At 63.6% G+C, this 22,540-nt stretch carries 24 protein-coding genes; 9 read left to right on the top strand and 15 right to left on the bottom strand.

Annotated features, from left to right (window positions below):
• Positions 1 to 30 precede the first annotated feature (30 nt).
• The 4 genes from VL15_RS36440 to VL15_RS36425 all read right to left on the bottom strand — a co-directional run bounded on the left by VL15_RS36440 (position 31) and on the right by VL15_RS36425 (position 3,798).
• Positions 31 to 1,596 carry a methyl-accepting chemotaxis protein gene (locus VL15_RS36440; RefSeq protein ID WP_048251647.1) on the bottom strand — a complete coding sequence of 522 codons (1,566 nt, stop codon included), beginning with the start codon at positions 1,594 to 1,596 and terminating at the stop codon, positions 31 to 33.
• A 307-nt stretch (positions 1,597 to 1,903) separates the two neighbouring features.
• Complete coding sequence (locus tag VL15_RS36435) at positions 1,904 to 2,314, bottom strand: VOC family protein (protein WP_048251645.1); 411 nt, start codon at positions 2,312 to 2,314, stop codon at positions 1,904 to 1,906.
• Positions 2,315 to 2,607: 293 nt separating this feature from the next.
• Entirely contained in the window at positions 2,608 to 3,018 is a 411-nt protein-coding gene (locus VL15_RS36430) for a VOC family protein (RefSeq protein ID WP_048251643.1), read from the bottom strand.
• Positions 3,019 to 3,078: 60 nt separating this feature from the next.
• Complete coding sequence (locus VL15_RS36425; protein WP_048251641.1) at positions 3,079 to 3,798, bottom strand: SDR family oxidoreductase; 720 nt, start codon at positions 3,796 to 3,798, stop codon at positions 3,079 to 3,081.
• An 89-nt stretch (positions 3,799 to 3,887) separates the two neighbouring features.
• On the opposite strand from VL15_RS36425, the gene VL15_RS36420 reads away from it, so the two are divergent.
• The 3 genes from VL15_RS36420 to VL15_RS36410 all read left to right on the top strand — a co-directional run bounded on the left by VL15_RS36420 (position 3,888) and on the right by VL15_RS36410 (position 6,664).
• The gene (locus tag VL15_RS36420) at positions 3,888 to 4,814 is read left to right on the top strand and encodes a LysR family transcriptional regulator (protein ID WP_048251660.1); all 927 of its coding nucleotides are present in this window, start codon (positions 3,888 to 3,890) and stop codon (positions 4,812 to 4,814) included.
• A 54-nt stretch (positions 4,815 to 4,868) separates the two neighbouring features.
• The gene (locus VL15_RS36415) at positions 4,869 to 5,561 is read left to right on the top strand and encodes a hypothetical protein (RefSeq protein WP_155420373.1); all 693 of its coding nucleotides are present in this window, start codon (positions 4,869 to 4,871) and stop codon (positions 5,559 to 5,561) included.
• Between the two features lie 161 nt (positions 5,562 to 5,722).
• On the top strand, positions 5,723 to 6,664 hold the full coding sequence (locus VL15_RS36410) for an alpha/beta hydrolase family protein (RefSeq protein ID WP_053077778.1): 942 nt from the start codon (positions 5,723 to 5,725) through the stop codon (positions 6,662 to 6,664).
• Between the two features lie 202 nt (positions 6,665 to 6,866).
• On the opposite strand, the gene argC is transcribed toward VL15_RS36410, so the two are convergent.
• Positions 6,867 to 7,793 (bottom strand): N-acetyl-gamma-glutamyl-phosphate reductase, encoded by a 927-nt coding sequence (gene argC, locus VL15_RS36405; protein WP_048251640.1) that lies wholly within the window; start codon positions 7,791 to 7,793, stop codon positions 6,867 to 6,869.
• A 124-nt stretch (positions 7,794 to 7,917) separates the two neighbouring features.
• On the opposite strand from argC, the gene VL15_RS36400 reads away from it, so the two are divergent.
• The 3 genes from VL15_RS36400 (at position 7,918) to VL15_RS36390 (ending at position 9,923) form a co-directional block, all read left to right on the top strand.
• A complete protein-coding gene (locus VL15_RS36400) occupies positions 7,918 to 8,802 on the top strand; it encodes a LysR family transcriptional regulator (protein ID WP_048251638.1) in 885 nt (294 codons plus the stop codon).
• 408 nt (positions 8,803 to 9,210) lie between these two features.
• A complete protein-coding gene (locus VL15_RS36395; protein WP_006485974.1) occupies positions 9,211 to 9,414 on the top strand; it encodes a cold-shock protein in 204 nt (67 codons plus the stop codon).
• A 284-nt stretch (positions 9,415 to 9,698) separates the two neighbouring features.
• Complete coding sequence (locus VL15_RS36390) at positions 9,699 to 9,923, top strand: hypothetical protein (protein ID WP_048251657.1); 225 nt, start codon at positions 9,699 to 9,701, stop codon at positions 9,921 to 9,923.
• A 220-nt stretch (positions 9,924 to 10,143) separates the two neighbouring features.
• Here VL15_RS36390 and VL15_RS36385 read toward each other — a convergent pair whose 3' ends face one another.
• From VL15_RS36385 to VL15_RS36365, 5 genes are all read right to left on the bottom strand, one after another.
• A complete protein-coding gene (locus tag VL15_RS36385) occupies positions 10,144 to 11,271 on the bottom strand; it encodes an aminotransferase class V-fold PLP-dependent enzyme (protein ID WP_048251636.1) in 1,128 nt (375 codons plus the stop codon).
• 346 nt (positions 11,272 to 11,617) lie between these two features.
• The gene (locus tag VL15_RS36380) at positions 11,618 to 11,947 is read right to left on the bottom strand and encodes a DHCW motif cupin fold protein (RefSeq protein ID WP_048251656.1); all 330 of its coding nucleotides are present in this window, start codon (positions 11,945 to 11,947) and stop codon (positions 11,618 to 11,620) included.
• Between the two features lie 27 nt (positions 11,948 to 11,974).
• On the bottom strand, positions 11,975 to 12,262 hold the full coding sequence (locus VL15_RS36375) for a cupin domain-containing protein (protein WP_048251634.1): 288 nt from the start codon (positions 12,260 to 12,262) through the stop codon (positions 11,975 to 11,977).
• Between the two features lie 211 nt (positions 12,263 to 12,473).
• The gene (locus VL15_RS36370; RefSeq protein WP_048251633.1) at positions 12,474 to 13,025 is read right to left on the bottom strand and encodes an AAA family ATPase; all 552 of its coding nucleotides are present in this window, start codon (positions 13,023 to 13,025) and stop codon (positions 12,474 to 12,476) included.
• A gap of 290 nt (positions 13,026 to 13,315) precedes the next feature.
• The gene (locus tag VL15_RS36365) at positions 13,316 to 14,020 is read right to left on the bottom strand and encodes a TetR/AcrR family transcriptional regulator (protein WP_048251631.1); all 705 of its coding nucleotides are present in this window, start codon (positions 14,018 to 14,020) and stop codon (positions 13,316 to 13,318) included.
• Positions 14,021 to 14,073: 53 nt separating this feature from the next.
• Here VL15_RS36365 and shc point away from each other — a divergent pair, with 53 nt between their 5' ends.
• Positions 14,074 to 16,128 (top strand): squalene--hopene cyclase, encoded by a 2,055-nt coding sequence (gene shc / locus VL15_RS36360; protein WP_048251630.1) that lies wholly within the window; start codon positions 14,074 to 14,076, stop codon positions 16,126 to 16,128.
• Positions 16,129 to 16,164: 36 nt separating this feature from the next.
• Here shc and VL15_RS36355 read toward each other — a convergent pair whose 3' ends face one another.
• On the bottom strand, positions 16,165 to 16,827 hold the full coding sequence (locus VL15_RS36355; RefSeq protein ID WP_053077777.1) for an ankyrin repeat domain-containing protein: 663 nt from the start codon (positions 16,825 to 16,827) through the stop codon (positions 16,165 to 16,167).
• Between the two features lie 209 nt (positions 16,828 to 17,036).
• Here VL15_RS36355 and VL15_RS36350 point away from each other — a divergent pair, with 209 nt between their 5' ends.
• Together VL15_RS36350 and VL15_RS36345 are read left to right on the top strand one after the other, a co-directional pair.
• Positions 17,037 to 17,408 carry a cupin domain-containing protein gene (locus tag VL15_RS36350; protein WP_048251629.1) on the top strand — a complete coding sequence of 124 codons (372 nt, stop codon included), beginning with the start codon at positions 17,037 to 17,039 and terminating at the stop codon, positions 17,406 to 17,408.
• Positions 17,409 to 17,541: 133 nt separating this feature from the next.
• On the top strand, positions 17,542 to 18,429 hold the full coding sequence (locus tag VL15_RS36345; RefSeq protein ID WP_048251628.1) for a LysR substrate-binding domain-containing protein: 888 nt from the start codon (positions 17,542 to 17,544) through the stop codon (positions 18,427 to 18,429).
• A 12-nt stretch (positions 18,430 to 18,441) separates the two neighbouring features.
• Here VL15_RS36345 and VL15_RS36340 read toward each other — a convergent pair whose 3' ends face one another.
• The 4 genes from VL15_RS36340 to VL15_RS36325 form a co-directional block, all read right to left on the bottom strand.
• A complete protein-coding gene (locus tag VL15_RS36340) occupies positions 18,442 to 19,128 on the bottom strand; it encodes an HAD family hydrolase (protein ID WP_048251626.1) in 687 nt (228 codons plus the stop codon).
• A gap of 139 nt (positions 19,129 to 19,267) precedes the next feature.
• Positions 19,268 to 21,406 (bottom strand): phosphocholine-specific phospholipase C, encoded by a 2,139-nt coding sequence (locus VL15_RS36335; protein WP_048251624.1) that lies wholly within the window; start codon positions 21,404 to 21,406, stop codon positions 19,268 to 19,270.
• A 37-nt stretch (positions 21,407 to 21,443) separates the two neighbouring features.
• A complete protein-coding gene (locus VL15_RS36330; protein ID WP_048251623.1) occupies positions 21,444 to 21,707 on the bottom strand; it encodes a hypothetical protein in 264 nt (87 codons plus the stop codon).
• A 12-nt stretch (positions 21,708 to 21,719) separates the two neighbouring features.
• The coding region (locus tag VL15_RS36325) for a LamG-like jellyroll fold domain-containing protein (RefSeq protein WP_048251621.1) at positions 21,720 to 22,540 on the bottom strand (821 nt) is incomplete at its 5' end.

Genomic DNA, 22,540 nt, shown 5'->3' with positions numbered 1-22,540 from the left:
GTTGACCCTATGCGATAACGCGTTCCAGCGTCACGCGACGACCTCTCCACGCAGTCGGAACTGCGCGACCGCCGCGCTCAGCCGCGAACCCTGTTCGTCGAGCGACAGCGCCGCGGCCGCCGCCTCCTCGACCAGCGCGGCATTGCGCTGCATCGTCTGCTCGATCTGGATCACCGCGGCATTCACCTGCTCGATGCCCGACGACTGCTCTTCGAATGCGTTGCTGGTTTCGCTCATGATTGCATTGACTCGCTCGACCGCGGCGACGAGTTCGGCCATCGCCGAGCCGGCCTGCGTGACAAGGCCGCTGCCGTCCGCGACGCGCCGCGTGGAATGGCCGATCAGGTCCTTGATTTCCTTCGCCGCGGCCGCGCTGCGCTGCGCGAGCCCGCGCACCTCGGTCGCGACCACCGCGAACCCGCGCCCCTGCTCGCCGGCACGCGCGGCTTCGACGGCAGCGTTCAACGCCAGGATGTTCGTCTGGAACGCGATGCTCTCGATCACGCCGACGATGCCGGAGATCCGCGCGGAGCTGCTGGAAATCTCGGACATCGTCTCGACGACGCGCTGCATTGCATCGCCGCCGCGCGACGCGATTCCGGCCGCGCCCTCGACGTACGTGCGTGCGTCGCGCGCGTTGTCGGCGTTCTGGCGCACGGCCGCCGTCAGTTGTTCGACGCTCGCCGCCGCCTGCTGCAGCGACACGGCCTGCTGCTCGGTGCGCGCGGACAGGTCGACGTTGCCGCTCGCGATCGTGCGGACGTCGACGACGATCGTCTCCGTGCTCGCACGCACCTGGTTCACCGTATCGACGAGGCCGTCCTGCATCCGCTTCAGCGCATGCAGTAGATAGGCCATCTCGTTTTTGCCCGGAATGACGACCGTCCCGGTCAGGTCGCCTTTCGAGATCTTGTCGAACTGGCCGACGGCGAGATTGATCGGCTCGATGATTGCCTTCGCGAGCATACGCTGAGCAAAGAAACCGACAACCAGCGCAAACACCGCGACCGCCGCCATCCCCCACACGATCCGGTGGAAATGGACGCCGGCCGCCTCGTAGCGGGCCTTTTCGCGCGCGACCTGGAACGATTCGAGCGCATCGATCGCATCCTGGTACGCGGCGAACAGCGCGGGCGGCGCCGTACGCTGCGTGTCGAGGAAGTTGAACGCGTCGTCACCGTCGAGCTGCGATAGCGCCTTCAGGAACACACGGTCCAGCAGCGCACGACGACGGCTCTGCAGCGTGTCGAACAGCGTCTGTTCATTGGCGTCGCGCGCGTGCAGGCGCGTGTAGGCGTCCAGTTCGTCGTTGCTCTGCTTGAGGAGCGTGTGGAGTTGCGCAATTCCCTCCTTGCCCGACTGGCCGGCGCTGATGATCTGCGCGACGTCGCTCATGCGTTCGCGCAGCACCAGCATCCGCTCGGAGCTGGTCTTCAGGTGCAGCAGCGACGCGGTGTCGTCGCGGTACATCGCCTCGAGCGACGCATTGCCCTCGTAGAGGGCCGCGATGCAGGCGCCGACCACCAGCACGAGCAGCACGGTATAACCGGCGATGGTCGCGATGAGTCCACCACGGATAGTGAGTTGTTTTCGCATGACGTTCCCTTGCGCTGGCCGGGCGCGGCCAGCAGCGGATGTGGACTACGGATCACGAAAGACGGGCGTCACGTCGCAACACGTGGCGCGAGGGCTGCGAACGGGTTAACGGCGGGCTGGACAGGAAGGTTTTACCTGCACGCGACGTGAATCTTGACGATTACGACAGATTTGACTGGCGGATGAGGCATGACGCTGAAGCGTGTGCTGTCGCGCGAAGCCTTGCCGGTGGCCCCACGGATGGATGTCGAACGACCGCGGACAGGAAACGAGGTGCCCGATGTGTCCCCTGCCCGGCAACGATCGGCTATCCGCCGTTGGCCAGCCTTGAACGGATCTCGTCAGCCGAGAGGTCGCGCTGGTGCGTGGCGATCTGCCACGTGTTTCCCCACGGATCTTGCACCATTGCCCGCCGGTCGCCGTAGGGCATGTCGGCTGGAATTTCGAGCGAGATCGCATTCGCCGAGATCGCACGCCGATAGGTCGAATCGGCGTCCTCGACATAGACGTACAGAAACGCCGGCATCGGTTCGCGCAGGCCGTCTCCGCCGCTGATCATCACGACGGAATCACCGATCCGGATTTCGGCAGGCAGCCCGGCGCGGAATTCGCCCTGTGCGTGAAATACCGTCCTGACGAACAGGATCAGGTTCTCCGGATCGCGCACGACGATTCGGGGCGTGACGGTATGCCATCCAGCGGGCTGAAACGTGGCCATGATGCGCAACCTCCGACGAGATATCCGGAGGTATTGTCCTCCGGGTGCCGATGGTCTGCAAAGGGGCGGCTGCGGCTACGCTCACTGATTGCGGCAATCGTTGGCGGACTGGTGCCCGTCGCGGCGTTTTTTTTGGCAACGTCGTTGCGAGTAGAGACCGGCGACATTCCGCTTTCGACCGGGAAAAGACCGGCAGACCACGGGTATGGAGAGAGGGTCGTGCCGGGAAAGTCGCCTGCATCGAGGAGTCGATGAGTTCACGGATCGATTCCGCGAACTCACGTACCCGTGATTTATTGCGTGGACATCTGCGACATATCGACGAACATCACTTCCCAGATATGGCCGTCGGGGTCTTCGAAGCTGCGGCCGTACATGAAGCCGAGATCCTGTTTGGCATTGACGTCCGCTTTGCCACCGTGCGCCCCGGCCGTTTCAGTCATCTTGTCCACGCTCTCGCGATCTTCCGCGCTGAGCGCCAGCATGACCTCGCTTTCGCGCCGGGCGTCGACGATCGGCTTCTTCGTGAAATGCGCCCATTTTCCGTGCGTCATCAGCATCACGAAGATCGTGTCCGACCACACCATGCAGGAACTCGTATCGTCGCTGAACTGCGGATTTCTGCTGGCACCGATGGCGGTATAGAACGCCGTCGCCTTCGGCAGGTCTTGCACCGGCAGGTTGATGAAGATTTGCCTGGACATATTTTTTCTCCTTTTAGTAGTGGTTGAGACAAAAATGCGACGCGGTGCCTTTCATGACCTTCAGAGGAGGTGCAGGCCGCCATCGCATTCCATGATGCTGCCGGTGGTGTAGCCGTTTCCGATCAGGTAGGCGATCGCCTGCGCGACATCGTCAGGCTGCCCGACGCGCCCCACCGGCAATTCGCTTGCATGCTGTTCGAAGAATGCCCGCCGGGCTGCGTCGGGCATGGCGTTCCACCACGCCGTCTCTACCACGCCGGGGGACACTGCGTTGACTCGGGTCGGCGCCAATTCGCGGGCAAGCACCGGCACCATCGCCTCGATCGCCGCATTGATCGCGGCCAGGCCGCTCGTGCCCGGGTTGGCGATCCGAGCGGAAATCGCGGTGACGAACGTTATGCTGCCGCCCTTGCGCAGGGTCGGCAGGACAGTCTGCGCGGCCTGTATATGAGGCCAGAATTTCGCATCGAAGCCACGACGCAACGAGGCCAGATCGAGATCCTTGAACGCGCCGGCGCCTTCGCCACCGCTCAATGCGATCACCAGATGGTCAATGGTCCCGATGCTCGTAAAGAAACGTTCCAGCTGATCACGCTGCGCGCCATCAAACGCTTCGACGCGCACGGATCCCTTGATCGATGCGGCCACTGTCTGCAGCTTGTCCGCATCACGTCCCGTGGCGATCACTTCGTAACCGGCGCCGGCCAGGCGCCTCACCGTAGCCAGTCCAATACCGGACGAGCCGCCTAGTACCACCACCTTGCCAGTGTCACTGTTCATTGCGCTCCCCTGTCTTCATGCGGCCGCTGTTGCGGCGGGCGGAGATAGCATGCATGCTAGGCGGGCCATTATTCCAATTGCTTATTGTGATGACATCCATCATCGAGAATGATCTTCGGCGATTCGATCTCAATCTGCTACTTGTCTTCCATGCACTCATGAAAGAGCGGCATGTCACGCGTGCAGCCGAGCGGCTGTTCCTTGGTCAGCCCGCCGTGAGCGGCGCACTGAAACGACTTCGCACTGCGTTCGGTGACGAGTTGTTCGTGCGGAGTCGTTCCGGAATGGAACCCACACCTCGCGCACTGGAGCTTTCCCGGCAGATCGACACGCTGCTGATTGGCCTTCATGAAAGCATGCGAGTCGGCCAGCCGTTCGATGCCCGAAATTCCGATCGAACATTCCGGGTCGGTGTTTCCGAAGCGATAGCGGTGACGCTGTTTCCTGCCTTGTTCAACAAGCTCGCCGTCGAAGCGCCGGGCGTGAAGCTCATCTCCCTGGATACGGACTGCCACCGTGTCTCCAGCATGTTCGAGCGCAACGAGATCGAGGTCGCATTCGGTGTGTTCAACGAATGCACTCCATGGCAACAGCAGTGCGCGCTATTGGACTGGCGCTTTGTATGCCTCCACAACCCGACGCTGATACGGACGCGAGGCGAAACCTTGAGCTTGCGCGAGTTTCTGGCGCATCCGCATGCGCTGACCTCGTTCAAAGGCGAACTGCGAGGATTCATCGACGAACGGCTGGAGGCGATGGGCAAGCAACGGCGCGTGATATTTTCCAATCCTCACTTTGCAACGCTGCCTTTCATTGCACGCGACAATCCCGTATTCGTCACGGTGCCCGACTACATCGCTCGCATCTGGAGCCGCAGTCTTGGGCTGCGCATCAGCACGTTGCCGTTCGATACGCCGACGCATCAGATTAGCGCACTGTGGAAGACTGCACATCAGGGCGACCGCGGCCTACGTTGGCTCATCGGATTGACCGAGCAGGTGGCGCGAGCGATTTGAGCGCTCGCATTGAGAAATGCTGGTCAACCGGCGCACCGGGCGACAATCGTCCAATTGCCAACCTTCGACAACCGCACGTGGATCGCTGACAATGCGGACTGCTCGCTCAGGAATCATCCCTCGGCAGCGGTGATGGCTCTGAGGGCGGCGCCTGATTTTTTTGGATATATCGATTACTTCATGAAGCGCGTTCTCGTTCCCCTGATTCTTTCCCTGTTCGCCTCGGTGGCATACGCCGGACTCGACGTCACGGCATACAGTGGATTGAAACGTGTCGAATTTCCTACCCTGTCATCGGATGGGGAGCCACAAGGAAAAAATCAAGTCATTCTGTCTCCCGTTGATTTCCCTGAGCGTTTTCGCGGACTCGAGAGTGGCAAGGTGTACCAGTTCGACTCGTCTTTCGACTTCAGAGCGGGCTCCTACTCCGGCTACAACGCATGGCGAAATGAACTGGCCAAGCTCGCCGGATACCAGCCAAGCGCATCCACGCGGAACAACGTGGTTGAATCGAGATACGACGAAACGGTATGGAAGCTTGACCATGGACCGTTTTGGGAATTGATCAATTTCTCCGACGCGGAAGGCGTGATCGGTCCGGAAGTGTGCCGCAAGGTCTATCGAGATTTCGTCCAGTACCGCGATCAGGCAGCAAAAGTCCCTGATGCTTACTTTTATGAGTCTTATGGCGACTGGATGAAGGCCTTCGAGATGTGCGCAGACAATGGCGCGATTGTGTTTCACTAGCGCCTGATTCCCGACAATCTGTGTCGGAACCTGCATCCCCGAGCAACGCACCGATTACTTCAAGCTGTCAGCGAGTCGTGTAAAGCAACTGACCGGATGCCGCGATGCGCGCACACGTCTCCGGGTGACAGTCCTCGCGCGCGTTACTTCGGAAATCATCCATGAAGAATATCGCTCGTCGAACACAGAGGGTCGTCCGCCTGCATCGGTTCCTGATAATGGGCGCGTTGATCGCTTCAGCGACCGGCTGCGCCCTGAGCGGGAACGAGGACCCGCCTCTGGCCGCCGACCTGCACGAAACCATCGTCAAGGTTTCAGTCGACGAGGGAGACCACAAACGCGACATCGTGGCCACCACCTATGTGCCGGACGGTCCCGGGCCATTTCCGTTGATCGTCTTGAGTCATGGCAGTCCGCCCAATCCTCGAGATCGACCGAAGGTTGGACGCTATCGTCAATTGGCGCAGATCCGGACGTTCGTCCAACTGGGATTTGCCGTGATCGTGCCGATCCGCCGTGGCTACGGCGCCACCGGAGGCACTGACGAAGAGGACGCCGGTTCCTGCCGGCATCCCGATTACCTGAGCGCAGGCCAGCAGGCAGCACAGGATGTGCTCGCGACCGTCAGGTATGCGCAGACCTTGCCCCAGGTGGATCGGAACCACGTTGTTCTGGTCGGGCAATCAGCGGGTGGCTTCGCGTCCCTGGCCGCGGCAAGCTATGCACCGAAGGGATTGGTCGCGGTTGTCAACTTCTCGGGCGGTCGAGGCGGGAACCCTTCGACACATCCGGGCATACCGTGCGATCCGCGGCAGATGGCCGACACGATTGCGCATTTCGCGGCGACCACCCATGTTCCCGTACTCTGGCATTACGTCCAGAACGACAAATATTTTGCTCCCGAAGTCGTTGCGACCTGGTTTGCGGCGTTTCAGGCCGCAGGCGGTCAAGGGCAAATGATCTTCGAACCGCCCTTCGGCAAGAACGGTCACGGCATGTTCGCCGTCAAGGACGCCATACCCATCTGGTTGCCGCACTTCGAGCAATTCCTTGCTCCGCTCGTAGCAATGCGGCAGCCAGACTCGGTTAAGAGTCCTACGTGACGCAAGAATAGAACCCTCATCGCACAATCGACGTAACCGCGGCTTACGCCGCATCGATTTCGAATGGGCGACGGCCAGACTCAATCGACCGAATCTGGCCATGGCCGCCGCCAGTTCGAGACACGCGACTGCCACGACCAGATTGCCGCCAACCGTCGGCATACAGGTGCAGCCGAACATCAGGGTAAGCGATCGACCAGCATTACTGCGCGAGCATCAGGTTCAGGTTCTGAACCGCAGCGCCGGCTGCGCCCTTGCCGAGGTTATCGAAAACCGCGGAAAGGAGAACGTGCCCGTGTTCCATGTTGGGAAACACGCTCAAGCACATATCGTCGGTACCGTTCAGACCCTGCGGATCCAACTGCTTCAGAGCGCACGATTCGTGCAGCGGCAACACATGTACGTGAGCCGCCTCGGCATAGTGGCGTGCGAGGCACGCGTGTAACGTGGCGCCATCTACGCCGGGTGCCAGCAGCCGCACATCCAGGGGCACCGTCAGCACGATGCCCTGGCGGAACGCCCCATACGCAGGGACGAAGATCGGACGCCGCGCGAGCCCGGCGTGCTGCTGGATCTCCGGGGTGTGCTTGTGCGCGAGTTCCAGACCGTACACCTGGTACGACGGTGCGTTGACGGCGCCCGACCCCTCGTGTTCTTCCACGCCGGCACGCCCGCGTCCGGAGTAACCGGACACCGCGTAAATGCTGACCGGGTGGTTCCCCGGGATGAGCCCTGCGTGCAGCAGGGGGCGCAGCAGGCCAATTGCACCGGTCGGGTAACAACCTGGATTGGTGACCCGCCGTGCGGTCGCAATGCGCTCTGCCTGTCCCGGCGTCATTTCCGGAAAACCGTAGGTCCAGTCCGGCTGTGTGCGATGGGCGGAACTTGCGTCGATGACTCGGACGGCAGGATTGACAATGGCGTCCACCGCCTCGCGCGCGGCGTCATCGGGCAGGCACAGGATGGCGATGTCGCAGGCGTTGATGGCTTCGGCGCGACGCCTGGAATCCTTGCGTTCCGCCGCCGGAAGCGTGACCAGTTTCAGATCGGTCCGGCCGCGAAGCCGTTCGTGAATTTGCAACCCGGTGGTGCCTTGGTCGCCGTCGATGAAAACAAGGGGAGAGCTCATGCGCGCAATACTCCGGTGACTGGTAACAAGCGGAACGAGCCTGTTATCTTCCGCGCGCCGCTAGAATATCGAAAGTTGAATTTCGTGATTTTGACATTCAGTTTTTCTGAATCGAGACGCCTACATGCGAGAGATCAGCCTGGACCGCTTGCGCACCCTGGTCGCGATTGCCGACCGTGGCTCATTCGCCGACGCGGCGCGTGCGTTGCATCTGGCGCCACCAACGGTCAGCCTCCACATCGCTGAACTCGAAGAACGCATCGGGGCTCCGCTCCTGTCGCGCAAGCGTGGACAGGTTCGGCCGTCGGCAACCGGCGAGTTGTTGGTCGAGCGCGCACGTCGACTGTTGGCCGACGCGGAACAGGCGTTAGACGATGTTCACCGCCAGGTTCAAGGGCTGGTCGGACGCGTTCGGCTCGGCGCATCGACCGGCGCGATTGCGCATCTTTTGCCGCAAGCGCTCGACGTGCTGCGTCAACAGCATCCCGCGATCGATATTCAGATCGCGGTACTCACCTCGCATGAAACGCTGACCCGATTGGCAGATGGGACGCTGGATATCGGTCTGGTCGCACTGCCTCAGCCTCCAGTGGCCGGACTCGTGATAAAGCCTTGGCGCCGCGACCCCGTGATGGCCTTTGTACCGGCGCACTGGCGGTGTCCGGCGCGCATTACGCCTGAATGGCTCGCCGCTCAACCGCTCATTCTCAACGATGCGACCACGCGTCTCTCGCGTCTGACCGCGGAGTGGTTTGCGGCCGCAGGGCACCATCCCGCGCCGCGCATTCAGCTCAATTACAACGATGCGATCAAGAGTCTGGTAGCGGCAGGTTATGGCGCGGCGCTGTTGCCTCATGAGGCCACGACGCCCTTACCCGACAGACGCATCGTCATGCGCCCACTGCGCCCGGCGTTGTGGCGCCGGCTCGGCATTGCGCATCGTGCGGGGCACGTCGAGCGTTCCACGCAACATGTACTCGATGCGTTGTGGGATCTGCGATTGGCGTAGGAGGTTGCCCTTTTCTCGCTTCGGTTCGTTCTCGCGACGGGGCGCTAACCTGACGCTGCGACGAACGAATGGCCGGTTTGTCAATATTTGACAGGACGAATCGGGTCATCCAAAACCATCGGCCGAACTGGATCCTGCCGAACCCGCGCGCCATGCCAGGCAAGGCGCACAGACAGGCGGGGCCACATCGCTCCATCCACAAAACGGACCGCCCGGTGACACAGTTACAAGTTAATCATTGACGCCGCCCCTGCCCGGCAGTTAGTGTGTGCCCCGAAGTCCAAGAAGTCCGATTGCTGTTCATCAATTGCTCGCTCCTCAGCGGTATTCGTTGTCCTCTCCCTCCTTGACGCTTCAAGCGCTCTTCAACAGAGCAATTTTTCTTATTTTTTTCCCCAAGGATTCATCATGGATACCGGTATCGTTAAGTGGTTCAACGACAGCAAAGGCTTTGGCTTCATCACTCCGGACAACGGCGGCGACGACCTGTTCGCTCACTTCTCCGAAATCCGCGCTGACGGCTTCAAGACGCTCGCTGAAAATCAAAAAGTGAGCTTCGAAACGAAGCAAGGCCCGAAGGGTCTGCAAGCGGCTAACATCAAGCCGCTGTAAAGTTTGAAGGACCCGGCCTCCCACGACGGACGCCGGGTCGCAGCGACACCCTCACGGAGCTTTGTCTCCTAAAGTTGGCGCGATCGCTCTTAGCTGCATCTGTTTGTTCAGCAGCTTGCCAAGCGCCACACGCCTCGTTGCACTTCACTCTCCCCTCCGGCAGCAACGCCTTTTTTCGCTTTCCGACTGCTTCAGATTCAGCTCGCAATGGCTTTGAATCGGCGCACCCGTGCACATTTGGCACGGCACGCGCGCACTCGAACATCATTAAAATTAAAATGCAAATGCAAGACAAACGAACTCAACAGTACAACGGCTATGCCGTCCAACCCTCGGCGCATCGCTTGCCCGACGGTAGTTTTTCATCCAACCTGCTGCTCGAACGCACCGGCAGCTCGCGCGCCGAAGGCCGCTACCAGTTCTATTCGCTCGATTACTTCCCGAGTGAAGTGCAGGCGCTGCAGCACTCGGCACGCTGGGCACGCAACTGGGTCGATACGCGCGGTTAAAGGCGGCGCCCCGGTGCGACGCACCCAACGCATGTAAATCACCAGGGCGCGCGCAACAAAGCGCGCCCGAACATCACGCGCGCTCGGTTCGAACTTCCGGATCTGCTGCACAGCGTGTAAGGCCAGCGCTCAAGGAATGAGTGTGGCCGCAACGACAAGGACGTGCGTAGCACACGCCACCGGCAACGACGCTGCTACGCACCTACTGCGGAAAATAGACCTACAGAACGCGGTTCAACGCGTCGGCGAACCTGGCGACCGCGCCTTCGACATCATGCAGTTTGTCCAGGCCGAACAATCCGAGGCGGAAGGTCTTGAAATCCTCGGGCTCGTCGCATTGCAGCGGAACGCCCGCCGCGATCTGCAAACCGACATCGGCGAATTTCTTCCCGGAGCGGATGCCGTCATCGTCCGTGTAGCTGACCACGACACCCGGCGCCTGAAAACCTTCGGCCGCCACGCTTTTGAAGCCCTTGTCGGCCAAAAGCGAACGAATGCGCTTGCCGAGTTCAAGCTGCTCCGCCCTCACCTTTTCGAAACCGTATGCGTCGGTTTCCTTCATCACGTCGCGCAGCGTCGTGAGACTGTCCGTGGGCATCGTCGCGTGGTACGCGAACCCGCCGTTCTCGTAGGCTTCCATGATCTGCAGCCACTTGCGGAGATCGCAAGCAAAGCTGGTGCTGGTCGTTGCATCGATTCTTTCGCGCGCGAGCGGGCTGAGCATGACCATTGCGCAGCAGGGTGACGCGCTCCATCCCTTTTGCGGCGCGCTGATCAGGATATCGACGCCGCTGGCCTGCATGTCGACCCAAACCGTGCCGGAGGCGATGCAATCCAGTACGAACATGCCGCCGACGGCATGCACGGCGTCGGACACCGCGCGCAAATAGTCATCGGGCAGCAGCATCCCGGAGGCGGTTTCGACATGCGGCGCAAAGACGAAATCCGGCTTGTTTTCCTTGATCGCAGCGACCACTTCGTCGATCGGGGCCGGCGCATAGGGGGCCTGTCTTCCCGGTTCGACCGGACGCGCTTTCAGCACGATCGATTCGGACGGAATGCTGCCCATGTCGAAAATCTGCGACCAGCGGAAACTGAACCAGCCATTGCGGATGACCAGACACTTCTTGTTCGTCGCGAACTGCCGGGCAACGGCTTCCATGCCGAACGTCCCGCTGCCCGGGACGATAACAGCCGACTTCGCGTTGTAGACGTTTTTCAGCGTAGCGGAAATGTCGCGCATGACGCCTTGAAAGCGCTGCGACATATGGTTGACCGACCGATCCGTGTAAACCACTGAATATTCGAGGAGCCCCTCGCGGTCGACATCGGGAAGTAAACTTGGCATGCCCGCCTCCGGTAAAAGATGAACAATCGAATCAGGGCGAGCAGCGTCTGTAACCGGATACCGCTCTGCACCAATGCAAATACGTTGTTTCCTCGACGAAAGCAGATTCTAACGAACACCGCCTGCCACTTGGGCATATTTTGTCTGCTGCCTGGCACGCGCACGAAGGTGCGCGGAGGCCGACCCGAGCAGGACATCCGCGAGGACGCCCACGTCGGCCAACTGGCAACGCCCAATACGGTTCGGGATCACGGATCGGATTCGACAATGCGACGATGCGACGTAGGGCAAACACTCATCACCGAATCGGGTCGACTGCGGCAAACCGAATCTGGCTGCAACCGGTTCAATCAACGATGAACAATTTGGCGCCTGTCCGCGTGGACGACCGGTGCGCTTCCGCATTGTCGGCGACCTGATAGCTCATGCCCGGTCGAAGGATGAACTGTCGCCCATCGTCGAGCTCCGTCAGCAACTCGCCTTCAAGGCAATAGAGGATGTGACCTTTGACGCACCAGTGATCCGCCATGTAACCGGCCGAATATTCAACGTGCCTCACCCGAATATCGCCGAATTGCAGGGTCCGCCAGCGAGCGACGCCACGCTCTCCGTTGTGTTCGGTCGGCTCCACTGTGTTCCAGTCGGTCGTGCCGAACGGGATGTCAGTCATTTTCATCATTCACCCCACTTTTCGAAGCGCTTCTCAGAGAATCTCCACTTCGATGAACACGACTTCGTGATCAGTCGCGTTGACGACGTTGTGTTCGACGCCCTTCAACCCCGCATAGCTGCTCCCGGCGTGCAACTGCGATTCGCGATTGCCTTGCGTGGTCTCGAGGAGCAGCTGGCCGTCCGTTTGCGGCACGACGACATAGTCATGCTGATGGATATGCCAGCCGGTCTCGGCACCGGGCGCAAATCGCCATTCGGTGACGATCACGCGCTCGTTCGATACCTGGCGTGTCGGGATTGCTTTCGGACGGTCGTGCATCGTGTTTCTCCCAAAGATTGCGTATTGAAAGCGCCCCATCGGATGCAACGATGTCGTCCGAGGCTCACTAGTCGCGATACCCATTCTAAAGACGCAGCGCATCTTCAGACATATACAGTTTCGTTGCGCTTTCCCGCCCACCTGTTGTCGACGGCGACGCAAAAGCACTACTCTCGAAAGCGGCACTGCATGCTCAACGCGGATACCCCGGCTATCCGCGCGTCACCTGCGCGCGAACAGAACCCGCTTCGTCATAAGCCACGATGGTCAGCCCTTCCGTCGGATCCGGCGCGACGAAGTACCGCGTGATCTGCTCGAACTCGGCGTCCGATGCCTGGAACGGATGCTCCCCTCGTACATTGCGCACGTGCAGACGCGCCTTGCAAACCGCATCGCTTACATCGAGGTAATGAAGCCGATGGTCGCAACCGGCGGCCTGCGCAACAGCCCGCCCCCACGCACGCGCAGCAACCGTATTGAACGGAAGATCGAGAACCACCGAGACGCCGGCCTGCAACACCGCGGCGACGTGGTCGGCGATCACATCCTTGATGCGCTTTGCACATCGGACATAGTCGTCGATCGACAGGATCTCGCCCGGATACAGGCGAGCGAGCCAGACGTCTTCGCTGATCAACACGGTCCGCTGCGCGCTCGCGAGCGTCGCGGTCAGCGTCGATTTTCCGGATGCGATCTTGCCGCATACCATGTGGAGCAATACCGCGTCGTTCGAGGCTGTCGTGTGATGCTTGTCGGTCTGCATTTCCAGGCGCTCCATCGAATGCCCAGAAAGCAAAAACCCGCCTTCCGGGCGGGTTGTGATGACATGCATTCAGTCGATGGCTACCCCGCCGGCGAAATGGCGGCGCAAATAATCGAGCGGGTATGCGATCGGTTCATGTGCAGCAGAATAACCAACTGCCCGATCGCGAGCAAGCAGGTTTGAGATCGACACCGATGGCTACGCAACCATCAGCGAACGACGCGCGCCTTCGCGCGCCAACCATCCGCCGTGCTTCGGCGTAACCGCGACCGGCTCCCGAAGCACGCGCGTCACGCCGCCCCACCGTCGCCCTTCGGAAACACCCCCTTGCTCATCGCATCCAGCTGCCGAACGATCTCCGCGCGCATGTCGGCCGATACCTCGACGCTGTCGAGCAGCTCCGAAATCCACAGCCCGTCGGCCGCGAGCCGGCAGATCATCAGCGTGGCGGCCTGTTCGAGCGGCACGGGATCGGGCCGCGTCCATTCCCGCATCGGCACCGACCATCGCGCGCGCGTCTCCTGCTCGGTAATCATCGACGCGACCAGCACGCGCAGCACATCGGTACTCGCGGCCGGATTCGCCGCGTCGAGCACTGCATGCAGATAGGCCCGCGCCGCCGCGCCGTCGCCGCGGGAATCCGCGGCCATCCGCGCGGCCATCTGCGCGGTGAACCGCTCGGTCGCCTGCCCGAACAGCGCATCCAGCAGCCCCTGCTTGTTCGCGAAGTGATACTGCAGCGCGCCTTTCGTCACGCCGGCACGCTCGGCCACCGCATCGAGCGTCAACGCGGCTACGCCGTGCTGCGTCGCAATCTCCGATGCAGCCGCCAGCAACTGCGCGCGCACCTGATCCGGCGCTTTTTTCCGCCGCACGCCGACGACGGCGGCCGCCGCCGGCGCCGATGATCCTTCGGATGCCCGTGCACCGGCCATTCCAGCCGGTTCGACAGGCACGGACACGTCGCGCGGCGCGGGTTCGAGGCGTTTTTTCATAGCGCGGATGGTAGCACCCGAGGGTCTCGAGATAAACATTCCGGCTGGATGGTATGATCCGCCGCATGAATAAACCGCCCCCCTCCTCCTGGTCCGCGCTCGACACCGCCATCGCCCGTGGACGCGACGCGCTCGTGCGTCTTCAGCAGCCCGACGGCAGCTGGTGTTTCGAACTCGAATCCGACGCGACGATCACCGCGGAATACATCCTGATGATGCATTTCATGGACAAGATCGACGACGTGCGCCAGGAGAAGATGGCGCGCTATCTGCGCGCGAACCAGCGGCTCGACACGCATGGCGGATGGGCGCTGTACGTCGACGGCGCGCCGGACGTGTCGTGCAGCGTGAAGGCGTATTTCGCGCTGAAGGCGGCCGGCGACAGCGAACACGCGCCGCACATGGTCCGCGCGCGCGACGCGATCCTGAAGCTCGGCGGCGCGGCGTGCTCGAACGTGTTCACGCGCATCCTGCTCGCAACGTTCGGCCAGGTGCCGTGGCGCGCGGCGCCGTTCATGCCGATCGAATTCGTGCTGTTCCCGAAGTGGGTGCCGATCTCGATGTACAAGGTCGCGTACTGGGCGCGCACGACGATGGTGCCGCTGCTGGTGCTGTGCTCGCTGAAGGCGCGCGCCCGCAATCCGCGCAACGTCTCGATCCGCGAGCTGTTCGTCACGCCGCCGGACGCGGAACGTCACTACTTCCCGCCCGCGCGCGGCATGCGCAAGCTGTTCCTCGCGCTCGACCGCATGGTTCGTCATATCGAGCCGCTGATGCCGAAGCGCCTGCGAGCGCGCGCGATCCGGCATGCGGAGGCGTGGTGCGCGGAGCGCATGAACGGCGAGGACGGGCTCGGCGGCATCTTCCCGCCGATCGTGTACAGCTACCAGATGATGGACGTGCTCGGCTACCCGGACGATCATCCGCTGCGGCGCGATTGCGAAAACGCGCTGGAAAAGCTGCTGGTCACGCGGCCGGACGGCAGCGTGTATTGCCAGCCGTGCCTGTCGCCGGTGTGGGACACCGCATGGAGCACGATGGCGCTCGAGCAGGCGCGCGGCGTGGCGGTGCCGGAAGCCGGCGACACGGCCGGCGCGCTGCACGAACTCGACGCACGCATCGCGCGCGCGTACGACTGGATGGCCGAGCGCCAGGTGAACGACCTGCGCGGCGACTGGATCGAGAACGCGCCGGCCGATACGGAGCCGGGCGGATGGGCGTTCCAGTACGCGAACCCGTACTACCCCGACATCGACGACAGCGCGCTCGTCACCGCGATGCTCGATCGCCGCGGCCACACGCATCGCAACGCGGACGGCACGAACCCGTATGCGCCGCGCGTCGCGCGTGCACTCGACTGGATGCGCGGTCTGCAATCGCGCAACGGCGGCTTCGCGGCATTCGACGCCGATTGCGATCGCATGTACCTGAACGCGATCCCGTTCGCCGATCACGGCGCGCTGCTCGATCCGCCGACGGAAGACGTGTCGGGCCGCGTGCTGCTGTGCTTCGGCGTGACGAAGCGCGCGGACGACCGCGCGTCGCTCGCGCGCTGCATCGACTACGTGAAACGCACGCAGCAGCCCGATGGAAGTTGGTGGGGCCGTTGGGGCACGAACTATCTGTACGGCACGTGGAGCGTACTGGCCGGCCTCGCGCTCGCCGGCGAGGACAAGTCGCAGCCCTATATCGCGCGTGCACTCGAATGGCTGCGCGCACGGCAGCATGCAGACGGCGGCTGGGGCGAGACGAACGACAGCTATATCGACCCGAAGCTCGCCGGTACGAATGCCGGTGAGAGCACGTCGAACTGCACGGCGTGGGCGCTGCTCGCGCAGATGGCGTTCGGCGATTGCGAATCCGATTCGGTGAAGCGCGGCATCGCGTATCTGCAGTCGGTGCAGCAGGACGACGGTTTCTGGTGGCACCGCTCGCACAATGCGCCCGGTTTTCCGCGCATTTTCTACCTGAAGTATCACGGGTATACCGCGTACTTCCCGCTGTGGGCGCTTGCGCGTTATCGGCGGCTGGCGGGTGCTGCTTCCGCGGTTGGCTCGACCGCGCGCCGTGCAGCGGCAGTGACGGCAACCGACACGGCAGTCGCTTGAGCGGCGGCGCGCTCGCCGCGCCGCGCGAAACTCGCGTCAGACGAATCCCTCGTCAACCATCGTGCATCCATTCGCCGTGATCTCGTGCCGCTGGCCCGAGCCGCCGACCACCCGGCTCCAGCTCTCGGACACGAGCACGGCCGCGTCGCCATCCGTGCGCAGCGCATAGCCGAATCCGCCATACATGCCCGGCACCGCGAACCACATGCGTGCGGCCTGCGCGTCGAGTTCGAGCAGCGGTTCGAGCTCAGGCAGGCGCAATGCGTCGACGCGCAGGTGTGCGATGCGGCCGACGATCATGGTGTGGAAATGACGCTGGATTTCAAACAGCGTGTCGTCGGGCACGAAGCGTTTCGGTTGCGGCCTCAGCAAATCGACCAGATGCCGGTGTCCGCGCGCCACCGCAATATCGACCGCACGCTCGCGTTGCGCATCGCGCAGCATGCGCCACGCACCGAGCCGCAGCAGCTCGGCGACGACCTCCTTCGGCGCGCCGCCATACGCGGCCTGATGCAGCGGCGCATAAAGCGACGTTCCGTCGAGCCGCGTCGCATTGACGCGTTCGGGCTGCTTCTCAACGAGGTCGAGCATCGTCGCCCATTCGCCGTTCCTGGCCGCGTCGGCCAACGCATGTCGGCTCGCGACCTCCGCTTTCCCGAGCACGTCGGCGCTCGTGATTCCGTCCCATGCGATGCTCAATCGGCTCTCCTCGTGTGTCGCATCTACGTAACCGTTTCGACCGCTCATCATAAGCGCTCGTCACGACTACGACCGTGCGACCACGCATCGCTTCTCCGGACCGACGAAGCATCGAGCGCGTCATGAAACCGACCAGCCCGGCCGCAAGTATGAAATCATGCGAACGCGCCGTCGGCGCGTTCATTCCAACTCGACGAAGACTGCCCATCATGATCGACGTTTCATCCATTACCGACGCGCTCATCCCGAGCGGCGAGCCGACGCAGTACCGCGTGTCGCCCGAGAAGCTGATTGCGGGCGATCCGCTGCAAACACTCACGCCGGGTTTCGCGAGCCCGTGCGGCCGTTTCTCGACCGGCATCTGGGAAAGCACACCCGGTTGCTGGCACGTCGCCTACACCGAAGCGGAATACTGCGAGATCCTGGCAGGCACGTCCGTGATCACCGACACGGACGGAAACCGGAAAACCGTTCGTGCCGGCCATCGTTTCGTGATTCCGCCGGGTTTTCGCGGCACGTGGGAAGTCGTCGAACACACGCGGAAGATCTTCGTCGCGTACGACGAACAACCGCCCGCGTAAGCGCCACCGTTTCGTCGGCCAGCATGCGCTGCACGCAACATAGCGCCCCAATTTGCCACGCCGCTCCACCGCGATGACACGGAATTGACACGCGCGGCCGGTAAGTTCCGCTCGTCTCGTTCCGTGTCTCGCCATGCTTGCCCTGCTTCTCGCCGCCTTCTATGAAACCGCCCGCCAGGGAAGCGTGACCGCGGCCGCGAAGCGTCTCGACGTGAGCCAGCCGACGATCACGTCGCGCATCCAGCAGCTCGAACGCCATTACGGGGTCGATCTGTTCCATCGTCGCGGCAACCGTCTCGACCTCAGCGACGCCGGCGCATCGCTGATGCCGATGATCGGCCAGATGCTGCAGATGGAGAACGATATCGATTTCGCGCTGCGCAACGAGCGCGAACTGCACACGGGCAACCTGCGCGTCGGCACGACCGGCCCGTTCTACATCCTGCCCGCGATCGCCGCATTCCGGCGCCAGTATCCGGCCGTGAAGATCAGCATCGAGATCGGCAACTCGCAGCAGGTGCTCGACGCGCTGGTCGATTTTCGCGTCGACGTCGCCGTGTCGTCACAGCGCGACAACGATCCGCGTTTCGTCCGGCATACGATCGCGAACGATCCGCTGGTGCTGGTCGTGCACCGCTCGCATCCGCTCGCGACGCGCGAGTCGACCCGGCTCGCCGCGCTGACCGGCGAGACGCTGCTGCTGCGCGAGGCCGGCTCGCGTACGCGCGCGCTGATGGAGCACGTGCTGAAGGATGCGGGCATCAGCCTGCCCGCGAACGCGATCGAGCTCGGCAGCCGCGAAGCGATCCGCGAAGCCGTGCGGCACGACATGGGCTGCACGCTGATGCCGCGCGGCGAGGTCGGCGCGCATCCGGAACTGCGCGCGATCGCGCTCGCCGACGACATGCCGCCGATGCACGAATACCTGTACTACCTCGACGCGCGCGCCGATACGCGGCTGATTACCGCGTTCATGGCCAATGTCGAATGCCGCGACGAGCGTACGCCGTCACGCGCGTAACGACGCCCGCCTTCACACCGTCTCGAACAGTTCGACGATCTGCCAGCCGCGCGCCGTTGCGAGCGCGCGCAGTCGCTCGTCCGGATTGGTTGCGACCGCATCGGTAACTTTCTCGAGCAGCGGCACGTCGTTGTGCGAATCGCTGTAGAACCAGCTGCGTTCGAAATCGGACCACGCGAGGCCGCGCGACGCGAGCCACGCATCGGTGCGCACGATCTTCCCTTCGCGATAGCTCGGCACGCCGGCCGGCCGCCCCGTATAGCGCGAGTCGGGGTGTCCGTCGACGGTCTCGAGTTCGCACGCGATCAGTGCGTCGATGCCGAACGCATGCGCGATCGGCCGTGTGATGAACGCATTCGTCGCGGTGACAACGCAGCACAGGTCGCCGCGTGCGCGGTGGTAGAGCACGAGGTCGAGTGCGGCGGGAGCGATCGCGGGCAGCACGACGTCGTCCATGAAACGCGCGTGCAGGACGGCGAGCCGCTCGCGCGAATGACGTGCGAGCGGCGCGAGCATCGCGCACAGGTGCGCATGGATGTCGAGCGTGCCGGCCGCATAACCTGCCGAGAACGCGGCGTCGATGCGTGCGAATTCGGCCGCGTCTACGAGGCCGTGTTCGACCATGAAGCGGCCCCAGGCCTGATCGCTGTCGAACGGAATGAGGGTGAAGTCGAGATCGAAAAGCGCGAGTTGCGGCATCGAATGAAGCGTGTGTGAACGGAAAGGAATGAAAAACGCGCGGCCCCGTCGACGCGAGGCCGCGCACCAAAGCCGCCGGCGCGGGTCGGCGCGCCGGCGGCAACCGGTGATGCGACGCCGGCCGCGCGGCCGGCGCCGGTCAGCTGGACACGCCCATCGCCGGATCGCTGATGCTGTCCTTGCCGGTCTCGACACGGCCCGCGAAGCGGCGCACGAGGCCGTTCTCGGCCGCCAGCGTGAAGTCGTACCAGCCGCTCGACGCGGCGAGCGTCCAGTACGGTTCGACCTGCATCCCGGCCGGCACCGCATAACTCCACGGGCCGTCGGTGCGGTACGCGTTCGACGTGACCGTGACCTGGCTCGCCGCATTGCCGACGTTCATGATCGTCAGGTACACGGCGTCGTTGGCCGGGTCGTAGCACACGCGAATTTCCGGCACCGGCCCGCTCGCGGCCTTCGCGACGTTGCCCTGGAATTCGCGCAGGAAGCCGTTCGGCCCGAGCACCCACAGGTCGTAGTTGCCCGCGTCGTCGGCGACCGCGCGCCACGAGTCGGACAGCTGCTTGCCCGCTTCCACCGTATAACGACGCGGCGCGCGGTCGAGATGCAGCTTGTCGTACACATGGAACACCGCACCGACCGTGCCCGTGTTGCTGAAGGTGAGCCACAGCAGCCCGCCCGACACGTCGGCGTTCGCGCTCGTATGCAGTTCGTACGGCAGCGCGCGCGACGGCCGCGTGCCTTGCGGCTGCGTCGGCATCTGCTGCGCGCCGACCGACGGCACCGGCACCGCGCCCATCAGGCTCTGCTGCACGTGCTGCGCGTCGGCCGCGGCCTTGGTTGGCGCCGGCAGCGACGTCGTCGGGTTGCCGTTCGGGTTCCGGAAGTTGAACGCCGACGTCATGTCGCCGCACACCGCGCGACGCCACGGGCTGATGTTCGGCTCCTGCACGCCGAAGCGCTGTTCGAGAAAGCGCAGCACCGACGTATGGTCGAACACTTCCGAGTTGACCCAGCCGCCCGTGCTCCACGGCGACACGACGAACATCGGCACGCGCGGGCCGGGCCCGTACGGGCGGCCGTCCGGCGCGAGCGGCGACGAATCGCCCGGCGGGTTCGGCAACGTGAAGTACTCGTACTGCGTGGTCACGGTCGACTTGCCCGCATACGTGCCATCCGCGTTGCGCGACGGCGCGTTCGGCGGCGGCATGTGATCGAAGAAACCGTCGTTCTCGTCGTAGTTCACGAACAGCACGGTCTTGCTCCACACGTCCGGGTTCGCGGTCAGCGTGTCGAGCAGGCGCTGCAGGTAGTACGCGCCCTGCCCCGGCGTCGATGCGCCCGGGTGCTCGCAATACGCCTGCGGCGACACGATCCAGCTCACCTGCGGCATCCGGTTCGCCGCGATGTCGTCGGCGAGCGACTGCAGGAAGCCGCCGTCGGGCATCGTGTTGCCGATCCCCTTGTACAGCGGCGACAGCGCTTCCATCGCCGGCGTATAGGGCGCGTTCGGCGAGCCCGGCACGGTCTCGTTGACCTTGCGGAACGTCGCAAAGCCCGCGAGCGGGTTGTCGGTGTAGTTGTCCGGCATGTTCTGGTAGACCTTCCAGCTCACGCCGGACGCCTGCAGGCGCTCCGGATAGGTCGTCCAGGTCAGGCCCGTCTTCGACGCGCCGAGGCCGTCCCAGCCGTCGTTGTTCACGACGGCCGTGTTCGAGCCGGTCGGGCCGTTCGTGCCGGTCCACAGGAAGATCCGGTTCGAGTTCGTGCCGCCGTGCAGCGAGCAGTGATACGCGTCGCAGACCGTGAACGCGTTCGCGAGCGCGAAGTGAAACGGCAGGTCGGACTGTCGCAGGTAGCCCATCGACGCATCGCCCTTCGACGCGGGCCACGCGGTCATCCGGCCGTTGTCCCACGCCGTATGCGAATCGGTCCACGAGTGCGCGCCGCCGACGAGGAGCGCATTGCCCTTCGTGCTGTCGAGATAGAACGGCAGCACCGGGCGCTTGCCGTCGCTCTGCTGCCAGACCGGCGTGCCGCCCGGCTGCGGGATCGTCAGGCGGTCGCCGAACCCGCGCACGCCGGGCATCGTGCCGAAGTAGTGATCGAACGAGCGGTTTTCCTGCATGAAGATCACGACGTGCTGGACGTCGTTGATCGTGCCGGTCTGGTTGTTGGCGGGAATCGCGAGCGCGCGCCGGATCGCCGGCGGGAACATCGAGAAGGCCGTGCCGGCAGCGGCGGCACGGAGAAACGAACGGCGGTCGATGGAGGTCATGGTCGAGAAGGAAGGTCGTCCCGGAAAGGCGCGCGCGTCACGGCGCGCAGCGCAGCTGCGAATTCAGCGACGGCGACTGCAGCGCGGCCGTGCCCGATGCAGGGCACGGGCCGGCGCCCGGCAGCGCGACGATCGGCACGGGCGCGCTCGCGCCGCCCGCACCTGCCGGTGCGGCGTTCGTCTTCGCGGCGCTCGCGGGCGTGCCGTTCGACGCATCGTCGCCGCCGCACCCGGCAACCAGCGCGCTCAGCACGCAGGCGGCGAGCGCGACGCGCACGCGGCGCAGGTCTGTCGTGTTCATGTGAGGACTCCGTCAGTGAAGGATCGTCGACAGCGGCTTGCCCGAGCCCGCGAGCGACTGCAGTTCGGTTTCGGTGACGACGCGGCTCCACATCGCGACGTCGGAGAAGCTCTCCACGTTCGGCTTGACCGTCGTGCACGCGTTGACCGTGTAGCCGCCGCTGTAATGGCTTGCCGGGTAACCGCACGCGAGCATGTGGTACTGGCCCGTGCCGTCCTCGTTCATGCCGAACGTCTTCGTGCCGAGGCCCGGCAGCGCGGCCGTCGACACCGTGAGCGGCGTGCTTTGCTTCTGCTCGCCGAGCACCGGGTCGAACGTGTAGGCCGTCATCGTCTTGCCGACGGTGTCGATCACGAACGCCGCGTACACCCACTGGTTCGCGGTCACGCTCATCGTCTTCAGGTCGTTGCGGTTCGTGCCGTCGCCCGCGTTGTACTGGATGTTGCAGGTGCCCGACGGCGCGCCCGACGCCTGCGGGAACAGCCCGATCGCGAGGCCCGCGTTCTTGCCGCTCTGCCAGTTCTTGTTCGCGAACACCGGCGTGCCGAAGCCGACCACGTCGGTGCACGGCGTCTTCACCCACATGCCGATCGTGAACTGCGCCTGCGTCGCGATGTCGGCGTTCTGCACGAGCTTGTAGCCGTCGTAGCCGTTCGCATCGACGGTCTGCGTCGTCACCTGCAGCGCCTGCCCGCCGAACGGATCGGCGGTGAGCGAACCGCCGTTCGCGGCGGCCGAGAACGGGCCCATCGTGCTCGCGTTCAGCGCATCGACGGCCGGCAGCGCGCCGAACGGGTAGTACGACGCGAGGCTGTTCTTGAGCGTCGTCGCGA

It is taken from the genome of Burkholderia cepacia, from assembly GCF_001039005.1.
In the GTDB taxonomy this organism is placed as follows: domain Bacteria; phylum Pseudomonadota; class Gammaproteobacteria; order Burkholderiales; family Burkholderiaceae; genus Burkholderia; species Burkholderia theae.
This window is presented reverse-complemented; position numbering and strand designations above follow the sequence as displayed.